The sequence below is a fragment of the Maribacter litopenaei genome (genome assembly GCF_025244665.1).
Taxonomy (GTDB): Bacteria; Bacteroidota; Bacteroidia; order Flavobacteriales; family Flavobacteriaceae; genus Maribacter; species Maribacter litopenaei.
This window is the reverse complement of sequence record NZ_CP104205.1, coordinates 2,534,207-2,555,177: the sequence shown is the minus strand read 5'-3', so window position 1 is coordinate 2,555,177 and position 20,971 is coordinate 2,534,207. Positions and strand designations below refer to the sequence as shown.

At 36.9% G+C, this 20,971-nt stretch carries 22 protein-coding genes and 4 pseudogenes; 6 read left to right on the top strand and 20 right to left on the bottom strand.

Features of this window, described 5'->3' with window-relative positions:
* Positions 1-31: 31 nt before the first annotated feature.
* The 5 genes from NYZ99_RS13820 to NYZ99_RS13800 all read right to left on the bottom strand — a co-directional run bounded on the left by NYZ99_RS13820 (position 32) and on the right by NYZ99_RS13800 (position 3,734).
* A complete protein-coding gene (locus NYZ99_RS13820) occupies positions 32-271 on the bottom strand; it encodes a response regulator (protein ID WP_260571743.1) in 240 nt (79 codons plus the stop codon).
* Positions 258-1,352 (bottom strand): sensor histidine kinase, encoded by a 1,095-nt coding sequence (locus NYZ99_RS13815; protein ID WP_260571742.1) that lies wholly within the window; start codon positions 1,350-1,352, stop codon positions 258-260. The genes NYZ99_RS13820 and NYZ99_RS13815 overlap by 14 nt, the downstream gene beginning before the upstream one ends.
* Positions 1,313-2,107 carry a PAS domain-containing protein gene (locus tag NYZ99_RS13810; protein ID WP_260571740.1) on the bottom strand — a complete coding sequence of 265 codons (795 nt, stop codon included), beginning with the start codon at positions 2,105-2,107 and terminating at the stop codon, positions 1,313-1,315. The genes NYZ99_RS13815 and NYZ99_RS13810 overlap by 40 nt, the downstream gene beginning before the upstream one ends.
* Positions 2,108-2,241: 134 nt before the next feature.
* Entirely contained in the window at positions 2,242-2,721 is a 480-nt protein-coding gene (coaD, locus tag NYZ99_RS13805) for a pantetheine-phosphate adenylyltransferase (RefSeq protein WP_260571739.1), read from the bottom strand.
* Between the two features lie 38 nt (positions 2,722-2,759).
* Positions 2,760-3,734: a D-alanine--D-alanine ligase gene (locus NYZ99_RS13800; RefSeq protein WP_260571737.1), complete on the bottom strand. Its 975-nt coding sequence runs from the start codon at positions 3,732-3,734 to the stop codon at positions 2,760-2,762.
* Positions 3,735-3,893: 159 nt separating this feature from the next.
* On the opposite strand from NYZ99_RS13800, the gene NYZ99_RS13795 reads away from it, so the two are divergent.
* The 4 genes from NYZ99_RS13795 to NYZ99_RS13780 all read left to right on the top strand — a co-directional run bounded on the left by NYZ99_RS13795 (position 3,894) and on the right by NYZ99_RS13780 (position 6,813).
* Complete coding sequence (locus NYZ99_RS13795) at positions 3,894-4,481, top strand: PASTA domain-containing protein (RefSeq protein WP_260571736.1); 588 nt, start codon at positions 3,894-3,896, stop codon at positions 4,479-4,481.
* Between the two features lie 2 nt (positions 4,482-4,483).
* Positions 4,484-5,518, top strand: a complete 1,035-nt coding sequence (locus tag NYZ99_RS13790; RefSeq protein WP_260571735.1) for an RluA family pseudouridine synthase — start codon at positions 4,484-4,486, stop codon at positions 5,516-5,518.
* A gap of 111 nt (positions 5,519-5,629) precedes the next feature.
* A complete protein-coding gene (gene yaaA, locus NYZ99_RS13785; RefSeq protein ID WP_260571734.1) occupies positions 5,630-6,391 on the top strand; it encodes a peroxide stress protein YaaA in 762 nt (253 codons plus the stop codon).
* 56 nt (positions 6,392-6,447) lie between these two features.
* Positions 6,448-6,813 carry a hypothetical protein gene (locus NYZ99_RS13780; RefSeq protein WP_260571731.1) on the top strand — a complete coding sequence of 122 codons (366 nt, stop codon included), beginning with the start codon at positions 6,448-6,450 and terminating at the stop codon, positions 6,811-6,813.
* Positions 6,814-6,815: 2 nt separating this feature from the next.
* Here the strand turns inward: NYZ99_RS13780 and NYZ99_RS13775 are convergent, their stop codons facing one another.
* Positions 6,816-6,944 carry a 30S ribosomal protein THX gene (locus NYZ99_RS13775; protein ID WP_260575248.1) on the bottom strand — a complete coding sequence of 43 codons (129 nt, stop codon included), beginning with the start codon at positions 6,942-6,944 and terminating at the stop codon, positions 6,816-6,818.
* A gap of 182 nt (positions 6,945-7,126) precedes the next feature.
* Between NYZ99_RS13775 and NYZ99_RS13770 the strand changes: the two genes are divergently transcribed.
* Positions 7,127-7,786 (top strand): uracil-DNA glycosylase family protein, encoded by a 660-nt coding sequence (locus NYZ99_RS13770; RefSeq protein WP_260575247.1) that lies wholly within the window; start codon positions 7,127-7,129, stop codon positions 7,784-7,786.
* A 278-nt stretch (positions 7,787-8,064) separates the two neighbouring features.
* Positions 8,065-10,612, top strand: a pseudogene (locus tag NYZ99_RS13765) (phosphoenolpyruvate carboxylase).
* Between the two features lie 70 nt (positions 10,613-10,682).
* Here the strand turns inward: NYZ99_RS13765 and NYZ99_RS13760 are convergent.
* The 14 genes and pseudogenes from NYZ99_RS13760 to NYZ99_RS13695 form a co-directional block, all read right to left on the bottom strand.
* Complete coding sequence (locus tag NYZ99_RS13760; protein ID WP_260571730.1) at positions 10,683-10,826, bottom strand: hypothetical protein; 144 nt, start codon at positions 10,824-10,826, stop codon at positions 10,683-10,685.
* 102 nt (positions 10,827-10,928) lie between these two features.
* On the bottom strand, positions 10,929-11,543 hold the full coding sequence (locus NYZ99_RS13755) for a peptidase dimerization domain-containing protein (protein ID WP_260571728.1): 615 nt from the start codon (positions 11,541-11,543) through the stop codon (positions 10,929-10,931).
* The gene (locus NYZ99_RS13750) at positions 11,497-12,432 is read right to left on the bottom strand and encodes a M20/M25/M40 family metallo-hydrolase (RefSeq protein WP_260571727.1); all 936 of its coding nucleotides are present in this window, start codon (positions 12,430-12,432) and stop codon (positions 11,497-11,499) included. Before NYZ99_RS13750 ends, NYZ99_RS13755 begins: the two co-directional genes overlap by 47 nt.
* A 65-nt stretch (positions 12,433-12,497) precedes the next feature.
* On the bottom strand, positions 12,498-12,713 hold the full coding sequence (locus NYZ99_RS13745) for a hypothetical protein (RefSeq protein ID WP_260571725.1): 216 nt from the start codon (positions 12,711-12,713) through the stop codon (positions 12,498-12,500).
* A 70-nt stretch (positions 12,714-12,783) separates the two neighbouring features.
* The gene (locus tag NYZ99_RS13740; protein WP_260571724.1) at positions 12,784-14,016 is read right to left on the bottom strand and encodes an RNA polymerase sigma factor; all 1,233 of its coding nucleotides are present in this window, start codon (positions 14,014-14,016) and stop codon (positions 12,784-12,786) included.
* Positions 14,017-14,036: 20 nt separating this feature from the next.
* Positions 14,037-14,147 carry a YciI family protein gene (locus tag NYZ99_RS13735; protein WP_260575246.1) on the bottom strand — a complete coding sequence of 37 codons (111 nt, stop codon included), beginning with the start codon at positions 14,145-14,147 and terminating at the stop codon, positions 14,037-14,039.
* Entirely contained in the window at positions 14,122-14,385 is a 264-nt protein-coding gene (locus tag NYZ99_RS13730; protein WP_260571722.1) for a YciI family protein, read from the bottom strand. The genes NYZ99_RS13735 and NYZ99_RS13730 overlap by 26 nt, the downstream gene beginning before the upstream one ends.
* Before the next feature lie 70 nt (positions 14,386-14,455).
* A complete protein-coding gene (trpA, locus tag NYZ99_RS13725) occupies positions 14,456-15,223 on the bottom strand; it encodes a tryptophan synthase subunit alpha (protein WP_260571721.1) in 768 nt (255 codons plus the stop codon).
* Positions 15,224-15,226: 3 nt separating this feature from the next.
* Positions 15,227-16,408 (bottom strand): annotated as a pseudogene (gene trpB / locus NYZ99_RS13720) (tryptophan synthase subunit beta).
* 11 nt (positions 16,409-16,419) lie between these two features.
* Positions 16,420-17,046 (bottom strand): phosphoribosylanthranilate isomerase, encoded by a 627-nt coding sequence (locus NYZ99_RS13715; protein WP_420845129.1) that lies wholly within the window; start codon positions 17,044-17,046, stop codon positions 16,420-16,422.
* Entirely contained in the window at positions 17,043-17,825 is a 783-nt protein-coding gene (trpC, locus tag NYZ99_RS13710) for an indole-3-glycerol phosphate synthase TrpC (protein WP_260571717.1), read from the bottom strand. The genes NYZ99_RS13715 and trpC overlap by 4 nt, the downstream gene beginning before the upstream one ends.
* On the bottom strand, positions 17,822-18,817 hold the full coding sequence (gene trpD, locus NYZ99_RS13705; protein WP_260571716.1) for an anthranilate phosphoribosyltransferase: 996 nt from the start codon (positions 18,815-18,817) through the stop codon (positions 17,822-17,824). Before trpD ends, trpC begins: the two co-directional genes overlap by 4 nt.
* 3 nt (positions 18,818-18,820) lie before the next feature.
* A pseudogene (locus tag NYZ99_RS13700) lies at positions 18,821-19,386 on the bottom strand (anthranilate synthase component II).
* A pseudogene (locus tag NYZ99_RS13695) lies at positions 19,387-20,784 on the bottom strand (anthranilate synthase component I family protein).
* Between the last annotated feature and the right edge of the window lie 187 nt (positions 20,785-20,971).

Below are 20,971 nucleotides of genomic sequence, written 5' to 3'. Positions count from 1 at the left end.
ATTAATTCTGATTCTCTTCTTTATTGGAAGTTTAAGGAACTCTTCTAAAAATTGCCATCCATCCATTATGGGCATATTGATATCCAAAAAAATGACTTCTCGGAATGTCTTGATCCTCTAAATATTTCTTTCTTAGGGAATCAAATGCAATCTTACCATTTTTATAGGCCTCTATAGTCTCACATTCCACTACAAGGTTTAGCATTTTTCGAATGCCAAAAACGGTAATTGGGTCGTCATCTACTATTCCTATAAACTTAATTTTTTTCATTGAAATAAATCTTAAAAGTGGTACCCACTCCAACTTTGCTTTCTACTTCTATTTTACCACCCATGGCCTCAACCTGATTTTTGGTAATGTAAAGGCCAATACCTCTAGCATTTTCATGAGAATGAAAGGTTTTATACATTCCAAAAAGCTTGTTCCCATATTTTTTTAAGTCAATCCCCAACCCATTATCTTGAAAACTAAGAATGGTGTAACCATCCTCTATAGTCGTGCTTATGTTAAGTTTAGACTTTCTATCCGGATGTTTATATTTTATAGCATTTGTGATAAAATTTATCAAAATACTATCTAGATATTGGGGAATTACTTTTAAGGTCTCATTTTCGGGAATATTGGTTATTATTTCAGCCTCATTTTCATTTACAAACTTTTCTAAATTTTGTTCTACACTTTTTATCTTTTCATAAAGATTTACAACCTTCTTTTCTACATTAATATTGGTATTGATAGCTACAACCTCGTTTAGGTTTTCTATGGTTTCCAATAAATTCCCTGAAGCACTATTTAGCATCTCCAACAATTTAGTCTTTTCTTCCTCATCTTCCTCGTGCTGTAAAAAGTCCAATAGCATTGAAAAGTTGGCCGTGTGCGAACGAAGATTGTGCGATACTATATGAGCAAAATTGATCAGTTTTTTATTTTGTAAGGAGGTAACATCAATTAGGTTTCTAAGTTCTTTTTCATTTTGTTTTATATTGGTGATATCCAAACTAATACCAATAAGTCCATTTGCGATTCCATGTTCATCCACCAAGGGTATTTTTGAAGTTAGAAAGGTTGTTTGTCTACCATTTTTATCGATAGATAGTACTTCCTCACCAATAATCGATGTTAAAGTGGTCATTACGCTGATATCCTGTTCCGTAAATTTCCTTGCGGTGGCGTGATCGTAAATGTCAAAGTTGTCTTTTCCCGTAAGTTCAGCTTCGCTTTTTGCACCTAGATATTCGCATTCAGCTTTATTAACTAGGATCTTTTTAGAATTGATGTCTTTTACATAAACATTTAAAGGCAGATTGTCTATTAGTGTTCTAAGAAGCTTTTCATTCTTTTTTGTTTCCATATTGGCAAGACCTGCTCATCGATGTCTTGAAAAGTACCGGTAAAACCAATAAGTTTTTTCTTTTCATAAAGGGGCTTGCCAGCTGCCAAAACCCATTTTTCTTTACCTGTTGCCGTAATAATTTGGAGTTTTAGGCTCCAAGGTGTCCCTTTTTCCTGTGCCTCGAAAATTGCCATGGAAATGGCATTTCTACTATACCCTTCTTTATAGAATTCTATACTGGTGTCCAAACGGGGTACATAATCCTGGCTTACTTCATGAATTAACTTGGTAATATCACACCAAATTATTTCATCATTTAAAATATCATATTCCCATCTGCCAGTTTTTGATATTTCTGATTGTTGCCTTAATTGCACCTTGGTCTTTTCAAGTTCCATTTCGCTTTCAATGGCATCGGTAATATCATTTATTTGGATGATGGCACCTATGATGTTTTCATTTTCATCGTACCAACAGGTGTTGGACCATTCATACCATTTTTCAATCTGTTGGAGATTTCTGTATTTCTGTACCCCCATTGGGTTAGATTTTCCTTTGAAACATTCCGTAATGATCGTTTTCCATTTTTTACTAAGGTTTGGAAACACTTCAAAAAGGCTCTGTCCGAAAATAGAATTGCTGTTTTCGCCAAATGTAAATAGCCATTTGTCCGAGGCGTGGATAATCTTAAACTCAAGGTCAATAAAAACAGTTAGTGTAGGCAGCTGTTTTACTAAATATGAAGTAGATTGAATATGGGGATCTATAAGCATTATATGTAATTTCTTACAAATATATCAGAGGACTACAAGTTAAGATAAACTTTGTTGTGAACTAATAGAAAACTGTGGTATTTGACAAATAAGAAATTGTTAGATAGAGAAATCCCCAATAATGAAAATGTATATTACATCTTAAAAAATGTAAGATTAAGGTGAAACCCTAACCGATTCGGAACTAACCCTGTGTAGTCTCCTCCATTTCTAATAACGTCCCTAACAATAGAAGAACTTATGTATGACTTGCCGGATGATGTAAGTAGAAACACAGTTTCTATTTCAGAAAGTTTTCGGTTGGTATGTGCTATAGCCTTTTCAAACTCAAAATCCGCAGGATTTCGAAGCCCTCGTAAAATGTAGTTGGCATTGATTTTTTTACAAAAATCGACTGTCAAACCTTCATAGGTCAAGACCTTTATCTGTGGTTCATTGATGAATGCCTTCTTTATGAAAGACATACGTTCATCTAGGCTGAACATATATTTTTTTTCGGCGTTTTTTCCAATAGCTATTATAAGTTCGTCAAAAAGGGTAATGCCACGCATGATAATATCATGATGGCCTAAGGTTAGTGGATCAAATGATCCTGGAAAAATGGCACGTCTCATAAATTTACATTCATTAAAACCCTTTAAAAATACTCATTTTATACTAGAACCTCACTTATGGCATTTTCAAATAGTGCTGAAAGGCTTATTCCAGCTTGAAGAGCCTGTTTAGGTAAAATACTTTCCTTTGTTAACCCTGGTGTTGCATTTATCTCAATAAGATACGGCTCATTATCTAGAAAAATATATTCACCCCTTGAAAACCCCTTCATTTTAAGAATTTCATATATTTTCTTGGCCAATTTAGTCACATTCTCTTCCTGTTTTTTTGAAATTCTTGCTGGGGTAATTTCTTGTGACTTCCCTTCATATTTTGCTTCGTAATCAAAAAAATCATTCTCCGAAACAATTTCCGTTATCGGCAAAACTTTGGTTTTCCCTTCAAAAGTAATAACACCAACAGATACTTCCGTACCATCTAAGAAACCTTCAATAATAATTTCATCATCCTCCATATAGGCCAGGTCTATTGCCTTCTTCAATTCTTCTTTTTTATACACTTTGGAGATGCCATAACTGCTACCGGATTTGTTAGCTTTCACAAAGCACGGGAGTTTTACTTTTTCTATAATTTCTTTTTCATTGACTACATCTCCCTTGTTCAAATAGAATGAGGGAGCACACTTAATACCATAAGGCTTTAATACACTCAACAAATCCCTTTTGTTGAAGGTCAATGCTGCTTGATAAAAATCACATGAAGTCTGTGGAATATTCATTAGTTCAAAATAGGCCTGCAAAAGTCCATTTTCACCGGGTGATCCATGAATAGCATTGAATACGCAATCAAAATTTATCTTTTGACCATTTTTTACTAATGAAAAATCATGTCTATTTACAGGAGTCTCTTTGTCATTCTCGTCAACAAACACCCATTTGGACTTAGAAATATGAATTGGAAAACAGTTGAACTTTTCTTTGTCCAAATAATCATATACTACTTTTCCACTTTTCAAGGAAATCCCATACTCGCTGGAATAGCCCCCCATTATGATCGCTATATTTTTCTTCATGAATTAAAAATAGAAGTTTCTATTACAAAGATGGATTATTACCATAAAAGAAAAAAGAAGAGAATTCTTGTTGATAGATTTAAATACTATTTCGCCAATTAGAAATCCGTCGTTTTTGTAAATCGGCATTTACTATATTTGTAGCAATCAAAAAATTAGATGAGAAATTTTTTAAGGTTTTTAAAGAGTAAATCTTTCCTAATACAAATTGGGCTTGCCTTTGGCATTCTACTTGTTTTAATATTCTTGGTATTCAGGTGGTTAAACAGCACTACCAATCACGGTGAATTTGTAGAAGTTCCTGACTTTTCGAAGCTTTCCGTGATGGAAATGCGACAAAAGGTGGAGAACTCAGGTCTGCGTTATGAGGTGGTCGATTCTGCTAATTACAACCCGGATTATCCTAGATTTTCAATTATCGAGCAAAATCCAACTGCAGGGACCAAAGTTAAAAGCAATCGGAAAATATATTTTACAGTAAATCCATCCGGATATAAAAAAGTAACGGTTCCAAAAATTATACAGGTAACCAAGCGGAACGCATCCTCGATGTTGAAAGCAGTCGGTTTAGATGTTCAAAGGGTAACATATATAGACCAGTTGGGCAAGGACATGGTTTACTATATAAAATACAAGGGAAAGGATATCAAGCCCGGTGACAAACTTCCCAAAACCTCTAAAATTGAATTGATTTGTGGTAATGGCAATGTTCCGGGAGGGGCCGTCATTCAGAACGATTCTGAATAATTATGACTTCTATTTCAACTTCGGAACAAGAGGATAACGACGATCTTTTTGAACACTATAGGTTTGTGGCCTCAAAAGGACAGGATCCGTTGAGAGTCGATAAATTCTTGATGAACTTTGTTGAAAACGCCACTAGGAACAAAATCCAACAAGCGGCCAAAGACGGTCATGTATGGGTAAACGATTCCATTGTTAAAAGTAATTACAAGGTAAAGGCAGGGGATGAAGTAAAGGTGCTTTTTGAACACCCTCCCCATGAATATTTATTGGTTCCTGAAAATATCCCATTGGATATAATTTATGAGGATGACAATCTTTTGGTGCTGAACAAGCCCGCAGGTATGGTTGTTCATCCCGGGCATGGTAATTATTCAGGTACTCTTATTAATGCATTAATTTATCATTTTGAAAATTTACCAACCAATAGTAGTGAGAGGCCGGGATTGGTTCATAGAATAGATAAGGATACTTCAGGCTTATTGGTCATTGCCAAGACTGAAACTGCAATGACCCACTTGGCCAAACAGTTTTTCGATAAAACTTCTGAGCGTGAGTATGTTGCTTTGGTGTGGGGCAATTTGGAGGATGATGAAGGCACTATAGTCGGAAATATAGGTAGAAACCCTAAGAACCGTCTTCAAATGCACGTTTTTCCGGAAGGGGACGATGGAAAGGAGGCAATCACTCATTATAAGGTATTGGAACGATTGGGGTATGTAACCTTGGTTTCTTGCAAATTGGAGACCGGTAGAACCCACCAAATAAGGGTACACATGAAATTTATCGGGCACACCCTATTTAATGATGAGCGCTATGGAGGTGACAAAATTCTAAAGGGTACCACTTTTACAAAATATAAGCAGTTTGTTGAAAATGCCTTTAAGGTTCTGCCAAGACAAGCTTTACATGCAAAAACACTCGGTTTTGTACATCCTTTAACGGGGGAGCATATGAAATTCGACTCTGTAATTCCGGAGGATATGCAGGCCTGTATAGAAAAGTGGCGAAACTATTCCAAAAAAGGAGATATAGAGTAAGTCAATAGGACTATCAAAACTCTTTTTTGTCATCTGTTTTTCAAAGCACCAAAAACATATATTTTTGACTTTGATTAAATGCCGCTTACCATCAAAATTTAAACGACAGACATGAAAATTGTAGTATCACCAGCAAAATCCTTGGATTTTGAAAGTAAGTTACCCACAGATAGATTTACCCAACCTATTTTCTTAGAGGAAGCTGAAAAGTTGAACAAGGTTTTGGCCAAGAAAAAGCCAAAGGCTCTCTCAGAATTAATGTCCATTTCAGATAATCCGGCCCAATTGAATTGGGAACGAAATCAAAATTTCAAAACTCCATTTACACGTGATAATGCCGGACCTGCTGTATATGCTTTTAATGGGGATGTATACCAAGGGTTGGATGCTTACACAATTGAAGCTGGAAAACTTGAAGACCTACAAAATACGTTACGTATCCTTTCCGGACTCTATGGAATTCTTAAACCTTTGGATCTAATACAACCCTATAGACTTGAAATGGGTACATCCTTAAAAATTGGAAGAAAAAAGAACCTTTATGAATTTTGGAAGAAGCAGTTAACAGAACACTTAAATAGCGAATTGGAGGAAGGTGAACTGTTCATTAACCTCGCTAGCAATGAATATTTTAATGTGATAGACCAAAAGAAATTAAAGGTTCCAGTGATTACGCCTGTTTTTAAGGATTGGAAGAACGATAAACTAAAGGTTATAAGCTTCTTTGCCAAAAAGGCTCGGGGCTCCATGGTGCGATATATTTTAGATAACAACGCAAAAAGCTTACAAGATATTAAGGGATTTGATTTGGATGATTACCAATATAGTCAGGAACATACACTTAAAGAAAACGAACCAGTCTTTATACGGTAATAATATATTTTCCTTCTTTTCGTTCTGCTAGTATAGCTTATCCTATCCTTAAAAGAATGAAAAAGGTCATACTTGTTTTTGCAATTTTTTCAACTGTTCTATTATCCTGTACCGATAGGGATGATGATGTGAACATGGTAAATATTCGTATTAAAAACGATACCGAATTTAATTTCAATGAGGTCAGGGTTGTAGAAAAAGATACTGTGTACGAAAATATCGCTTCAGGTGGGTTCTCTGAGTATTATGAATTCGAATCTGCCCCTGAAGAAATGGGCTTGACCATAATATCGGATTCTACTACATATAATTACACCCCAAGGGTATTGGCTATAGATTCATTACCAATAGGTTTTTATACTTATGAATTGGGTCTTGATGATGAAAATCAAATTCAATTTAACTTTAGGATAGATTATTAGCCCTATTTTTTCTTGCCAATTTTTATTTTTTCCTCTACGGTAGGTTTTCGTTTTATTTTTTTAGGCCTTCTAGCGCCATAAGAATTATTGGCTATTTTACCTCTTTTTGTTTTTTTATCACCTTTTCCCATATCTCTTTCAATTACACTAGGTAGTCGAGATTTAAGTTTTATCAAGTTTGCCTGTCCATTGAAATAGTCTTTAAGCACAAATACCTTGACTTACCTTATTTTGTTTACATCTTAAAGTTACGAAATTGGAGTTAAACGCCGATTTCAATAGTTTTGATACCCTATTCCAAAAACACTTTAAGTTGTTCCTGCATACCCACCCTTATGAGCCATTTCTTTTTGAAGGAGTCACAAAATTGATTGTTGGTACCCTACCGCCCCCTAGATTCACCACCGGAGAATTAAAAGAAGGTGACGTGAATTTTTGCTATGGTAGTAGGGATGGGCAATTATGGCCTATTTTAAATAAGATATTTAAACTGGAACTTCTTTTTGAAACATGCGAGGAATCGGTTATCCAAAGAAAGGAATTTTTGAGGAGGAATAAAATAGGAATTTGCGATATTGTTGCCTCTGCTGAACGGAAAAAAGTAGATGCTTCAGATTTAGGCATGCAAAACATCAGATTAAGAAACCTGCTTTTTTATTTGGAAAAATTTCCTTCAATAAAAACATTATTGTTTACCGGTGGAAATAGTAAAAACGATCCTGAATATTTTTTTAGAAAGCACTTGAAGGAACATGGTTTACAATTGACCTTAAAATCAAATGAGGTCCCAAGGATACATAAATTCGTTCACCCCAACACAAAAAACGAAATTACCACAGTATCCTTGATTGCGCCATCCGGTGCTGCCAATAGGGCGGTAGGAAGTCTGCCGGAATATAAAAAAATGAAATCGTCTAACTCTAATTTTAATACCCTAGATTATAGGGTTTTGCAATACGCAAAGTTTTTCTAAATCCCATATAACTAAAAAGAGCCCTGCTTTTTCTGCAGGACTCTTTTACGAGAACACTATATGAAAATGAAAAAATTATTTACTTGATTACATGATAAAACTAGGTAGGTTTTTTAGCTTGAGTTAATTATTGTTGCCAAAACTGTTGTTTTTGTGGTAAAGGAAATATATTTTGTTATTTAAGCATATTCGTGCCTACCATTTCCAAAGAATATCGATCTTTATAGGTGGGTGAAGGTGTTGGAATAATGTTACTAATTGAAAAAATTATTTGATATATGCAGCAGTCGGAAAGATTGGAGGAATTTAAAAAATCGGTCGAAAATAAATTCAATGTCTATAATAGTCTATTTCTGAACTTACCATACAGTAATATAGAAAATGTAGGAATGTTGATTCCATTATTGATGGATCAATCGGAGAAAGGTTTGAAGAAGGGATTGAACCCAAAGGAAATTCTAGATATGTTCTTTGAGAAGTTCGGTAGTTTGGAGACTGAAAAGGAAAAGATCGACTTTATGTTCCGCGTAATCCAATATGTGGAAAGGCAAGTAGTATTGTATGATAGTGTGGAAGATGCCGCTTTCCCAAAGTTACATAGACATTCTAGTTCTTTATCATTAAGGGATTATTTTCAATTGGTAGAACGAAATGGCTCATGGGATCAAATTGGCGATAAGCTAGATAATTTTAGTGCAAGAATTGTGTTGACCGCACATCCTACACAGTTCTATACGCCCTCAGTTCTTGATATTATTACCAATTTAAGGACTTTAATTCTTGAGGATCGAATTGATGAAATTGATGTGGCCCTGCAACAGTTGGGACTGACTTCGTTGATAAATGCCAAGAAGCCAACACCTTTGGATGAGGCCAAGAACATCATTTATACGCTTAGGCATGTGTACTACGACGCCATTGGTGACCTTTATTCCTACATTAAAGGTAGTACCGGTTCCAAGCAGTTCGAAAACCATAACATCGTAAAACTGGGGTTTTGGCCAGGAGGAGATAGGGATGGAAATCCTTTCGTAACCGCCGATATTACCAAGGATGTTATGAACGAGCTTCGTTTAACACTAATGAAATGCTATTATAACGACCTAAAGCGGTTACAGCATAAATTGACCTTTAAGGCCGTGCAAGATCCATTGAACGAACTTCGTTCTAACCTATATACAGCCATGTTCGATAGTTCTAAGGATGTGGGGTATGACGAAATCATTAATCCGTTAATTCAGATTCGGGAAGCACTCATTGATAAATATAATAGCTTGTACTTAAAGGACTTGGATAAGTTTATAGACAAGGTAAAAATCTTTAAGACCCACTTTGCCACGATAGATATCCGTCAGGATCATAGCATGCATACCAAAGTGATGACGGAGGTTCTTAAACAAAAAGGGTTCATTAAAGAGGATTTGAATGAATTGGCCGAAGATGAGTTGGTTAGGATTCTAATACATGAAAATTTGAAGCTTTCTCCTAAAGATTTTTCAGAGGATATTGTTAAGGATACCATTGCAAATATTTCGCAATTGAAAACCATACAGGATAAAAATGGTGAAGAAGGCTGTAATAGGTATATTATAAGTAATTCAGAGGATATTTTTAGTATTCTTTTTGTCTATGCATTATTTAGATGGTGTGGTTGGGCGGACAAGCAAATAACCTTTGATATAGTTCCGTTATTTGAAACCATGGCGGGTATGGATAATTCAGAGGCCACGATGCAGCGATTGTTCGGTTTAAAAGAGTATAGGAATCATGTTAAAAATAGGGGTAACAAGCAAACCATTATGCTTGGTTTTTCTGATGGCACCAAAGATGGTGGTTACCTAAAAGCAAATTGGTCTATTTTAAAGACCAAAGAGTCCTTGTCCGGGGTTTGTGAAAATAATGGAGTAGATGCCATATTCTTTGATGGCAGGGGAGGACCACCAGCGAGGGGAGGAGGAAAGACGCACCGTTTTTATGCCGCTCAAACTAGTAAAGTAGCTAATAATGAAATTCAGTTGACAATCCAAGGTCAAACGATTACCAGTACATATGGAACTAAAGAACAGTTCATATATAACAGTGAACAATTATTGACTGCTGGGCTTTCAAATTCAATTTTAGGTAAGGAAATTACTATTTCTGAGGAGTCTAGAGCTTTAATAGAAGAACTTTCAGAGGTAAGTTTTGAAAAATATGATGCATTAAAGCACCATGAAAAATTCATGCCCTATTTGGAAAACATGAGTACTTTAAAGTATTACACCAAAGCCAATATAGGCAGTAGACCAGGTAAGCGTGGTAATAAGGCCAAACTGGAGCTCTCTGATTTACGGGCGATTTCTTTTGTAGGATCTTGGAGCCAGCTTAAACAAAATGTCCCGGGATATTTTGGAATTGGTACCGCTCTTAAAAAGTTAGAGGACGAGGGTCGGTTTGAGGAGGCTAAAAAGCTGTATGATGAAGTTCCATTCTTTCAGGCCTTGATGATGAACAGCATGATGAGTCTTTCCAAGTGTTATTTTGAGCTAACAAGTTATATGAAAGAGGATGATGAGTATGGGGCTTTCTCGGGAGATACTTTTAAAAGAATTTGAGCTTTCCAAAAAGATGCTATTGCAATTGTCAGGAATGGAAGTCTTGATGGAAAAAGAGGCTATTTCAAGGGAATCCATAAAAATAAGGGAAGATATTGTACTGCCACTATTGGTCATTCAACAATATGCCCTACAAAAAATAAGTCAAGGTACTGAGCACAAAGAACTTTACGAGAAAATAGTTACTCGCTCATTATACGGCAATATTAATGCAAGCAGGAATTCGGCATAGAATTCGTCTTAGTATCTCAACATAAAAGCCCGGTTTAAACCGGGCTTTTTAATTATGATTATTTAGACAATTACTTCTTGTTCTGCTGGTCTTTTATTGTCTTCTCGTCGATATCAAATTTATTGATGTCGATTTTCGTATTACCAGTAGGATTTGTAGGATTTTCCTGTTCCTTAGTTCTTTTGAATTTTCTTTTATCTTTAATTATTCCCATAACATTTTTCTTTTTTTGATTTATTAAGAATATAGGGAAAACAAAGAGGGATTTCAGTTAAGGCCCCATTAAACCTTTGTTAGTGAATGTTAAATGATGGGCTCATGGCTCAATGGGCGTACTCAACAGCGCATACAAAGTCTGTATTCCATAGGCAATTTGACCGATTTTTAGATTTTCATTCGGACTATGCTGGTTGTTATCAGGATTAACCAATGGTACTAGAAACGCTGGAACTTTGAGTTCATTGACGAATGGGGCAATGGGAACGGTTCCTCCCATAATTCGTATTTGAACCACTTCGTCTGCAAACTTGTTCTTTAGGATGTTAACGATATGGGAGCCATATGGGTTTGTTAAATCAGTTCTAAATGCATTGGTTACGGAACCTTCTGTGACCATGATGATTTTGTCGTATTTTAAGCGTTCTTCCTTTGTTGGGGTAGTATCCGTAATATAAAATCCTTGATTTCTAATAAAGTCTTTCACCAATTTTTTAAGTCGGTTTCCATCCGATTCGGGCACCAACCTTAAATCCAACTCCGCTGTAGCCGATGCAGGTACTATGGTTCTTGCTTCGGCGCCAACCCATCCTGCGCCTAATCCCCTAACGTTTAAACTCGGATATTGTAGCGATTCTTGATAAAACGCTCCTACTTTATCGGCCGATTTAAATTGGAGTCGTTCTTTTATTTCGGCGTCGTCGTCTCGGAACACTTTTCAAAATGGCTTGGGTGGCATCGTCCAGGTTAATTCCATCATAGTATCCCGGTATAACAACCCTACCTCCATCATCCTTAAAGGAAGCCAATAATTTTGACAGGATAAAGCCAGGGTTTGGTGCATAATTTCCATAATGCCCGCTGTGTTGGGGTTTGATTGGATCAAAAGTGGTAAGCGATAATGTAGTTATACCACGGCATCCGTAAACCACCGTTGGTTTTCCCGATGCGTGAACGGGCCCATCATTGATCATTAAAAAATCAGCCTCCAATAGTTCTCTATAGGTCTTAACGGCTTCGGGCAACGGAGCACTACTTTTCTCCTCCTCGCTATCCAATATCACTTTTACATTAAATGGAAGATTGATATTATTGTCCTTCAATAAATCAATAGTGTTTAGAAACATTACGATGGGACCTTTATCATCTGAAGCAGAACGACCGAACAAACGCCATTCATAATTAATATCACTATTCAAATCTTCAAATGGAGCTTCTTTCCATTGCCCATCGACCATTGACTTCAAGGTTAGCTCATATGGGTCTTTCTGATCCCATTTGGACGGGTCAACGGATTGGCCGTCAAAATGCATGTAGAAAAGAATTGTGGGTTTGCTATCGTCCATGGGTAGTGCAGCAAAGAACAAGGGAAGCCCTTCCGTTTCAAGAATGCTGGTATTAAAACCACGAGCGTTGAATTTATTCCGAAGCCATAGAATGTTATTGTCTATATCATCCGAATTTAAAGCATCATTGGGAATGGCTACAAAATCTTTTAATTCATCAATTGTCTTCCTGACCTTTGATTTTAAAGCCGTAGAATCCTGTCCGACAACATCAAATAATACAGTAAAAAAAAGTAATAGGGATAATAATTTTTTCATTGGTGTTCTGCTCAAAAGGATTAGTCAAATAATCCTTAAAGATAGGGCTACCAATTAAATTGAAACTATTTTTTTATTAGGCTAAGGATAATTTTTCTGATTAGTAGCACATAAGGGAAACCATGAAGGAGAACATCAAACCAATCCATAAATGCCATTCCTTTGGCCCCTCCCATAATCCATTTTATCTTGCCCCAAATATGTGGTTCTGGAAAAAAGGGTGCCAAACCTAGAGTTAAACACAATAGGATGATGATTTTCCAATCGTTAATAGCTTTCATAAATTACTTAGTTTAAATGCAAGTTGTTTATTAAGATACATTTAAAAGATGATTTTCAGAAAGTATAGGATTACTTCATACTATTCTCAATCAAAAGTTTTTTTTCTTCTAAAAATGTTCTTTCACTCTTATTTAATACTTTTTTTAATGCTTCATTTATAAAACTAAGTGCTTGTATATAATCCTTTTCTAAAAAATAACATTCGGCCATTGTACCATAATACAAATAACTTCTTTGCTCTAATTTGTCGGGATTAATATTGTCTAATAATTCCCTTGCTTCTTTTGTTTTGCTTAATTGAATTAAGACAATAGATTGATTAAGAAGTGTATATGGTGAGTTATTGAAATTGTATAGTGTTTTGTAAAGTTGAAGGATTCTGTCCCAATTGGTATCTGAAAAGGACTTGGCAATCACATGCTCCAGGGCTATTGAAGCTTCAATTTGAAACGAGGAAACTTTGGCAAATTCTGAGGATTTTAATAGGGCATCTTTACCCAAGTCAATTAAAGGTTTGTGCCATAGCTTTCGGTCTTGATTTTTTAAGTCAATGACCTCTCCCAGTTTACCAACTTTACTTTCTATCCTAGAGGCATGAAAACATAACAATGCAAATAGACCGTAACCATCACTGGTTCTGAATTCGGGTTTTTTTAAAATCAATTTACATAGTCGTAATCCCTCTCCGCAAAGTTCTTGCCGTATTAAAGTGTCCTTTTTAAAAGAGTGGAAGCCTTCATTGAAAATTAAATAGATAACTTCATGAACCCTGTTTAAACGTACTTGTAGACTTTTTGAGTCGGGGAAGTCAAAGGAAATTTTCTTTTCCATTATAGTACGCCTTGCTCGCTGTAACCGTTTTTTTACGGTATCCTCATTTAATAATAGGGCACCTGAAATTTCTTTTCCGCTGAAGCCTGATATTGTTTTTAAGGCAAATGCTATTTGATCTTGCGGTTTTAGCGAAGGGTGACAGGCCGTAAATATCATGCGTAATTGGCTATCTTCAATTTCTTCGGCTAGGAATAGGTTGTTTATTGATATTGAGGAAGTCCCTCGGCTTAATTTTTCAATATTGGCGCTCTCGGATTTTAATTTTCTGAGCAAATCAATTACCCTGTTTTTTGAAGCTGTCGTTAACCAGGCTTCAGGATTTTCCGGAATATTATTCCGCCATTTTATGCTGGCTTTTAGAAAGGTGTCTTGTACCGCATCTTCAATCAGTTCTAAGTTTGAAAGTCCGAATATGCGTGTTAAAATAGAAACCATCTTTCCGTACTGGTGACGAAAAAGATGGTCCATTTTAGATTCTAGTGTCATTATTACTTGTCAAACACCATAATTTCCCTAATTTCTACGGTACCACCTAGGTCGTAATCAGGAAAGTCTTGGGCAATTTCAACCACTTCATCCGCGTTTTTGGCATCGACGATATAATATCCACCAATAATTTCCTTTGCATCCGCAAATGGTCCGTCGGTAACGATTCATATCCTTTCCGGAAATACATTTTGCGGAGCTTTCTAAAGCATTTCCACCTTTTAAAATACCAGCGGATTCCATTTTGTTTCCCCACGCAAACCATTTCCCCATTCGGTTCTGCATTTCCTCAGGGGATAGACCCATTTCTTTGTAATCAGCCCCGATAAAAATCATCATAAATTCTTTCATGTTTTTTGTTTTTAAAAGTTATTACTCACAAGTATGACGTTTCAAACAGACAAAGGGGGGACAAATAAATTTATTTTTTTATTGAATTTACAAATTCACTGATTTTTTCAGTTCCATTTTGGGTAAGATGTTTTATAAATGCGGATCCTATGATAGCACCCTTCGCTTTTTGGGTTGCCTGTTGAAAGGTGGTTGCATCCTTGATGCCAAAACCTACAATTTGCGGGTTAATAAGACCCATAGAAGCAATTCGCTCAAAATATGATTCCTGTTCACTCCCGAATCCGGATTTGGAACCTGTGACACTCGCAGAGCTTACCATATAGATAAATCCATTTGAGGCTTTGTCAATTTGACGAATACGTTCATCATTTGTTTGTGGGGTAATCAAAAACGTATTCAGCAATCCATATTTTTCAAAAATCTCTTTGTATTCAGATTCATATACGTCCAAGGGAAGGTCGGGCAAAATGAGTCCATCTATTCCAGTTTCTTTACATTTTTGACAAAATTTTTCCACGCCAAATTGTAGTACCGGATTAAAATATCCCATAATGATCAAGGGTATGGAAACGGTTTTCCGGATATCCTTTAATTGATCAAATAGTATTTCCGTTGTCATTCCATTTTTTAATGCAGCTGTAGAACTTTCTTGAATAGTGGGGCCATCAGCAAGTGGGTCACTAAAGGGAAGGCCTATTTCAATCATATCCACTCCGCTTTTTTCCAGATCTTCGATGATTTGTAAGGTGCTGTTTAAAGAAGGATATCCAGCGGTGAAATAAATGGACAATAGTTTTTTGTCCGATTTTAATTTTTTTAATATTCTGTTGTTCATGATTTAGGCTAGCTTAAAATAATCAATGTAAGTCTGCAAGTCTTTATCGCCTCTGCCCGACAGGCTTATGACAAGAACATCGTCCGGTTTAAATTTTTTGTGCTGAAAAATGGCAAAAGCATGACCCGATTCTATGGCCGGTATAATTCCTTCCAATTGCGAAAGCTCCAAACCTGCGGTCATGGCCTCGTCATCTGTAGCGGAATAGAATTCTGCCCTACCCGATTTATAAAGATGGGAATGCATGGGTCCACTCCTGGGTAATCCAATCCTGCTGAAATAGAATAAGGTTCGGTAATCTGACCATCGGGGGTTTGCATCAACATCGTTTTACAACCATGGATGATTCCAATTTTCCCTAATGCAGATGTGGCAGCACTTTCCCCGGAATCAATTCCTTTACCTGCAGCTTCTACCGCGATGATACCCACTACGGATTATCTAAAAAATGATAATAGGTTCCTGCCGCATTACTGCCACCTCCAATACAGGCAACAACATAATCAGGATTTTCCCTGCCTTCTTTTTCCTTTAACTGCCATTTTATTTCTTCAGAAATTACGGATTGGAAACGAGTTACCATATCGGGGTAGGGGTGTGATCCAATAGCAGACCCAATGATATAATGCGTGTCCACAGGGTTGTTGATCCAATCTCGTATGGCTTCGTTGGTAGCATCTTTCAATGTCTTGCTGCCCGATGTTGCAGGTCGCACTTCGGCGCCTAGCATTTTCATACGGGCAACATTTGGTGCTTGGCGTGCAATATCAATTTCACCCATATAGACCACGCATTGTATGCCCATTAATGCACATACCGTTGCTGTGGCTACTCCGTGCTGACCTGCTCCTGTTTCTGCAATAATGCGCGTTTTCCCCAATCTTTTTGCCATTAGTATTTGACCAATGGTGTTATTCACTTTATGGGCACCAGTATGGTTGAGGTCTTCCCTTTTCAAATAAATTTTGGTTCCATGTTTTTCGGAAAGCCTTTGTGCAAAATACAACGGGGATGGGCGGCCCACATAATCTTTTAATAATTGCTGGAATTCCTTTTGAAAGGATTCCTCGTTCATTATCTCCGGATACTTCGGCGTAATTCTTCCACATTAGGGTACAACATCTCAGGGATAAATGCTCCCCCAAATTCACCGTAATATCCTTTTTCATCTACATGATATGTCATAATCACATGGTTTAAATGCTAAGTAGCGATTTAAATTCTTTTAATTTCTCAATATTTTTTAATCCGGGCTTTTCCTCAAACTTGCTATTTACGTCAAGGGCATAACAATAGTTGGATTCGGGACTTCGCATAAACTCTTTAATTTCTTCCACATTTTCAAGTCCAATACCTCCACTTAGAAAATAAGGTTTGGATGATGGATAGTCCTTTAATAAAGACCAATCGAACGTAAAACCATTTCCCCCTGGAAGTTTTCCTTTGGTGTCAAATAAAAAATAATCGCACACCTCTTCATATTCTTTTAAAACTGAAAGGTCAAACTTCTCTTTTACCGAAAAAACCTTAATAATTTTAAAATCGAGTTTTTGTTTTAATTTGTTGAGTTTTTTGCAGTATTCGGGAGTCTCCTTTCCATGCAATTGCACACCTTGGAGATTATATTTTTTTATGTGTTCCAGAACAGAAGACAAATCTGCATCTACGAAAACCCCAATTTTCTCAATAGCAGAAGCTATTTGTAGAACTGCCCCATCAAAATAGCGTGAGGATGGTTCCCAAAAGATGAATCCCAAATAATCAGGTTGCAGTTGCGCAACCTCTTCGGGATTATCTTTCATGCCACAAATCTTTAGTTTCATTTTAATTGCTGAATAAAGTCTGCCGCACTTGCTCCTGGATTGTCAGTTTTCATAAAGTTCTCACCGATGAGAAAACCTTTATAACCAAACTCTTTCAAAGTCTTTATGGCTTCAATGGTGCTAATTCCACTTTCGGAAACCTTTACAAAATCATCCGGAATGAGGTCGGAAAGCTCCTTACTGGTATCCAAACTCACTTCGAAGGTTTTAAGGTTTCTGTTGTTAACACCTAACATATCCAAGCTAGGCATGATGGATCTCTTCAATTCTTCCTCGTTGTGGACTTCCAACAAAACATCCAATCCTAAGTTTTTGGCAAAATTGGATAGTTCTTTAATTTCTTTTTCAGAAAGCACGGCCGCAATCAGTAAGATGACGTCTGCTCCATAGGCCTTAGCTTCCAAAAGTTGATATTCATCAACAATAAATTCCTTTCGTAACAGGGGGATATCTACGGAGGCCCTTGCCAATAAAAGATCTTCGATGGAACCTCCAAAATATTTAATATCGGTGAGCACACTCATTCCACAAACGCCTGCCGTTTTATATCCCTTAGCAACTTGTCCAACATTTGTATTCTGATTTATTGTGGCTTTGGATGGGGAACGCCTTTTGTGCTCCGCTATAATCCCAGTATTACTATCTCTCAAAGCTTGGGACAATGAATTTGTATTTCGCTCAAAAAGAACAGATTTCTCTAATTGTTGGGAAGGTATAACGTATTTTTTTAAAGTTACTTCCTTTCGCTTGTCCGCAACTATTTTATCTAAAATATTCATGTCGCGCTAATTGCTTGTAATTTTTTTAGGGCAGTAAGTCCCTTACCACTTTTAAGGGATTCCATGGCCAACTCAAAACCTTGCTTTGGGGTGATATTACGTACTGTACTTATGGCGATACCCGCATTGGCACAGACCACATTATTTTGGGCTTCCGTCCCTTTGCCGTTCAACACATTCATAAAAATTTGAGCGGATTCTGATACGTCTTCACCTCCCTCTATTTCTGAGGCAGCTACATTTGATACACCAAAATCAGAGGGCTTCAAAATACCTTCGGAACCATTGGAGATAGTCTTGGTCTCACCCGTTAGGCTGATTTCATCATAACCATCCAAGGCATGTAGTACCGTGAAATTTTTATCCGTATTCTGATATAGATAGCCGTACATTCTAGCCAATTCCAAGTTGAAAACTCCCACCATTTGATTCTTAGGAAATGCCGGATTCACCATGGGCCCTAGCATGTTAAAGAAAGTCTTTACGCCTAATTCCCTTCGTATAGGTGCCACATTTTTCATAGCGGGATGAAAAAGTGGCGCATGAAGTACACAAATTCCTGTTTCCTCAATGGATTTTCTTAGAAAGTCAGGTTCATTACTAAATTTGATACCCAAAAACTCCATCACATTACTACTACCGCATTTAGATGAGACTCCATAATTTCCATGTTTTGTCACTTTTACACCGGCACCCGCGGTGACAAATGAAGCCAATGTGGAAATGTTGAAGGTATCTTTTCCGTCTCCTCCTGTACCGCACAGGTCAATAGGGTTATACTCGGATAAATCCACGGCTAGGCATAAATCTAGCAATGCATCCCGGAACCCTTCCAATTCTTCAATGGTTACACTTCGCATCATGTAAACAGTCAAGAAGGCAGCAATTTGACTGGTGTTATAATCACCTTTTGCTATGTTGACCAATATTTGTTTGGCATCCTCTTTTTCAAGGATTTCGTGATTGATCAGTTTATTTAGCGTTTCTTTCATGGGCTAATACTTTAACCAGTTTTCTAATAGCTGTTTTCCACTAGGGGTAAGAACCGATTCTCGGATGAAATTGCACGGCCCTAATATCGTAAACCTTATGTCGTAAGGACATAACCTGTCCGTTTTCATCGATGGAGGTTGCCTCTAAACATTCAGGTAATTTTGGATCTACTACCCAAGAATGATACCTTCCAATTTCAATCTCCTTTTCAATGCCATCGAATATATAGTCGTCCTTAGTAATTTTTATCTTGGTGGCTACTCCATGATATACCTGGTCTAGGTTCACCAAGACCCACCAAAAACCTCTGCAATAGCTTGTTGTCCTAGACAAACTCCAAAGATTCGTTTTGTAGGGCCGTATTTTTCTATAATGGGTTTCAACAACCCGGCTTCATCGGGGATGCCCGGTCCGGGGAAAGTACAATTTCGTTGTAATCCGCTACTTCTTCCAAACTTAACTGGTCATTTCGTTTTACAACGACTTCACAACCTAAATCCTCAAGATAGTGTACCAAATTATAGGTAAAACTATCATAGTTATCAATCATTAATATCTTACGTGCCATCTAGATAGTTTCTGCAATTTCAAGGGCCTTGTTCAAAGCTCCGAGTTTATTATAGGTTTCTTGAAGTTCATCATCAGCATTAGAAGCGGCTACTAGCCCTGCTCCCGCTTGGAAATGGAGTTCGTGATTTTTGCTAAGGAAGGTTCTAATCATTATAGCATGATTAAAATTTCCATTGAAATCCATAAACCCGATGGCTCCACCATAATAGCTTCGACTGGTTTTTTCGTACTTTTCTATAAGCTGCATGGCCATGTGTTTAGGGGCTCCGCTCAAAGTTCCTGCAGGGAACGTATCCGCCACTATCTTTAAAGTTGAAATGTCTCCTTTTTTCATTCCCGTTACTTTGGAAACCAAGTGGATTACATGGGAAAAATACTGTACCTCCCTAAAGGTATCCACATTGACCAAGTTTCCATTTCGGCTTAAATCGTTCCTGGCAGATCTACCAACATTACATGTTCACTATTCTCCTTATCATCTTGGGCCAATTTTTTGGCGAGTTCAGCATCCTTTTCATCGTTACCGGTACGTTTATAGGTTCCGGCTATGGGATGAATTTCTGCCTTTCCATTTTTTACAATAAGTTGTGCTTCCGGAGAACTTCCAAATATTTTAAAATCACCATAATCAAAAAAGAAAAGATAAGGGGAGGGGTTAATGGAGCGTAAAGCCCTGTATACATTAAATTCATCACCCTTGAATTTTTGAGAGAATCTTCTCGGACAAAACTAGCTGGAAAACATCGCCTCTTTTACAATGTTTTTTAGCCAACTCCACATGTTCCTTGTATTCCCCGTCCGCTAAGTTCGTTTTTACGGCACCTTCTTTAGAGAAATTATAGGAAGCGAAGGTACGCACACTCAATAGGCGTTCTATCTCGGCAATATTATTTTCAGAATTAAAACAATGGGCAAAAATATAGGCCTCATTTTTAAAGTGGTTTATGGCGATTATATTTTGGTAAACGGCATAAAATACATCCGGGATTTCAACAGAATTTTGCTTTTTCGATATTTGAACATCCTCAAAATAACGAACCGCATCATATGCCATAAAACCAAAGAGACCATTGGTGATGAATTTAAAATCTTGATCGGTTACATTGAAACTTTTACCAAATTGGTCAATCTCTTGAATGACGTCTACATTCTTATCGATAGTCAAACTTTCTTTTGAACCATCCGGCCATTCCTTGGAGATAGTTTCATCCTGGATTTTTATTGATGCTATGGGATTACAACAGATATAGGAGAAGCTATTGTCGTTAGCATGGTAGTCGCTACTCTCCAATAGGATACTGTTGGGAAATTTATCCCTGATTTTTAAATAAACACTGACTGGAGTAATAGTGTCTGCCAGTATTTTCTTTGAATATGTCTTAAGCGTATATGACATGGAAAATATTAAAATTAAAAAAGGCCTGTCGTGATGACAAGCCTCTATATTATTTAAATGGAGTACTAGCTCACGATTGTCGACGTAAGTTATTCCACCACCGAGATATTTTTTATTTCTTTCATTGCCGTAAATATAGAAAGGAAAATGTAAGTCGCAAATTTTCTTTCTAAAAAAAAACAAAAAC

What these genes read in the sequence shown, in the direction of transcription:
- NYZ99_RS13730 (WP_260571722.1), bottom strand. Translation starts at nt 14,385, where the DNA reads ATGAAAGAATTTATGATGATTTTTATCGGGGCTGATTACAAAGAAATG.
- NYZ99_RS13790 (WP_260571735.1), top strand. Translation starts at nt 4,484, where the DNA reads ATGACTTCTATTTCAACTTCGGAACAAGAGGATAACGACGATCTTTTT.
- NYZ99_RS13745 (WP_260571725.1), bottom strand. Translation starts at nt 12,713, where the DNA reads ATGAAAGCTATTAACGATTGGAAAATCATCATCCTATTGTGTTTAACT.
- NYZ99_RS13775 (WP_260575248.1), bottom strand. Translation starts at nt 6,944, where the DNA reads ATGGGAAAAGGTGATAAAAAAACAAAAAGAGGTAAAATAGCCAATAAT.
- trpC (WP_260571717.1), bottom strand. Translation starts at nt 17,825, where the DNA reads ATGAATATTTTAGATAAAATAGTTGCGGACAAGCGAAAGGAAGTAACT.
- NYZ99_RS13800 (WP_260571737.1), bottom strand. Translation starts at nt 3,734, where the DNA reads ATGAAGAAAAATATAGCGATCATAATGGGGGGCTATTCCAGCGAGTAT.
- NYZ99_RS13820 (WP_260571743.1), bottom strand. Translation starts at nt 271, where the DNA reads ATGAAAAAAATTAAGTTTATAGGAATAGTAGATGACGACCCAATTACC.
- NYZ99_RS13760 (WP_260571730.1), bottom strand. Translation starts at nt 10,826, where the DNA reads ATGGGAATAATTAAAGATAAAAGAAAATTCAAAAGAACTAAGGAACAG.
- NYZ99_RS13795 (WP_260571736.1), top strand. Translation starts at nt 3,894, where the DNA reads ATGAGAAATTTTTTAAGGTTTTTAAAGAGTAAATCTTTCCTAATACAA.
- NYZ99_RS13780 (WP_260571731.1), top strand. Translation starts at nt 6,448, where the DNA reads ATGAAAAAGGTCATACTTGTTTTTGCAATTTTTTCAACTGTTCTATTA.
- NYZ99_RS13740 (WP_260571724.1), bottom strand. Translation starts at nt 14,016, where the DNA reads ATGGACCATCTTTTTCGTCACCAGTACGGAAAGATGGTTTCTATTTTA.
- yaaA (WP_260571734.1), top strand. Translation starts at nt 5,630, where the DNA reads ATGAAAATTGTAGTATCACCAGCAAAATCCTTGGATTTTGAAAGTAAG.
- trpD (WP_260571716.1), bottom strand. Translation starts at nt 18,817, where the DNA reads ATGAAAGAAACGCTAAATAAACTGATCAATCACGAAATCCTTGAAAAA.
- coaD (WP_260571739.1), bottom strand. Translation starts at nt 2,721, where the DNA reads ATGAGACGTGCCATTTTTCCAGGATCATTTGATCCACTAACCTTAGGC.
- trpA (WP_260571721.1), bottom strand. Translation starts at nt 15,223, where the DNA reads ATGAACAACAGAATATTAAAAAAATTAAAATCGGACAAAAAACTATTG.
- NYZ99_RS13750 (WP_260571727.1), bottom strand. Translation starts at nt 12,432, where the DNA reads ATGAAAAAATTATTATCCCTATTACTTTTTTTTACTGTATTATTTGAT.
- NYZ99_RS13715 (WP_420845129.1), bottom strand. Translation starts at nt 17,046, where the DNA reads ATGAAACTAAAGATTTGTGGCATGAAAGATAATCCCGAAGAGGTTGCG.
- NYZ99_RS13815 (WP_260571742.1), bottom strand. Translation starts at nt 1,352, where the DNA reads ATGGAAACAAAAAAGAATGAAAAGCTTCTTAGAACACTAATAGACAAT.
- NYZ99_RS13810 (WP_260571740.1), bottom strand. Translation starts at nt 2,107, where the DNA reads ATGCTTATAGATCCCCATATTCAATCTACTTCATATTTAGTAAAACAG.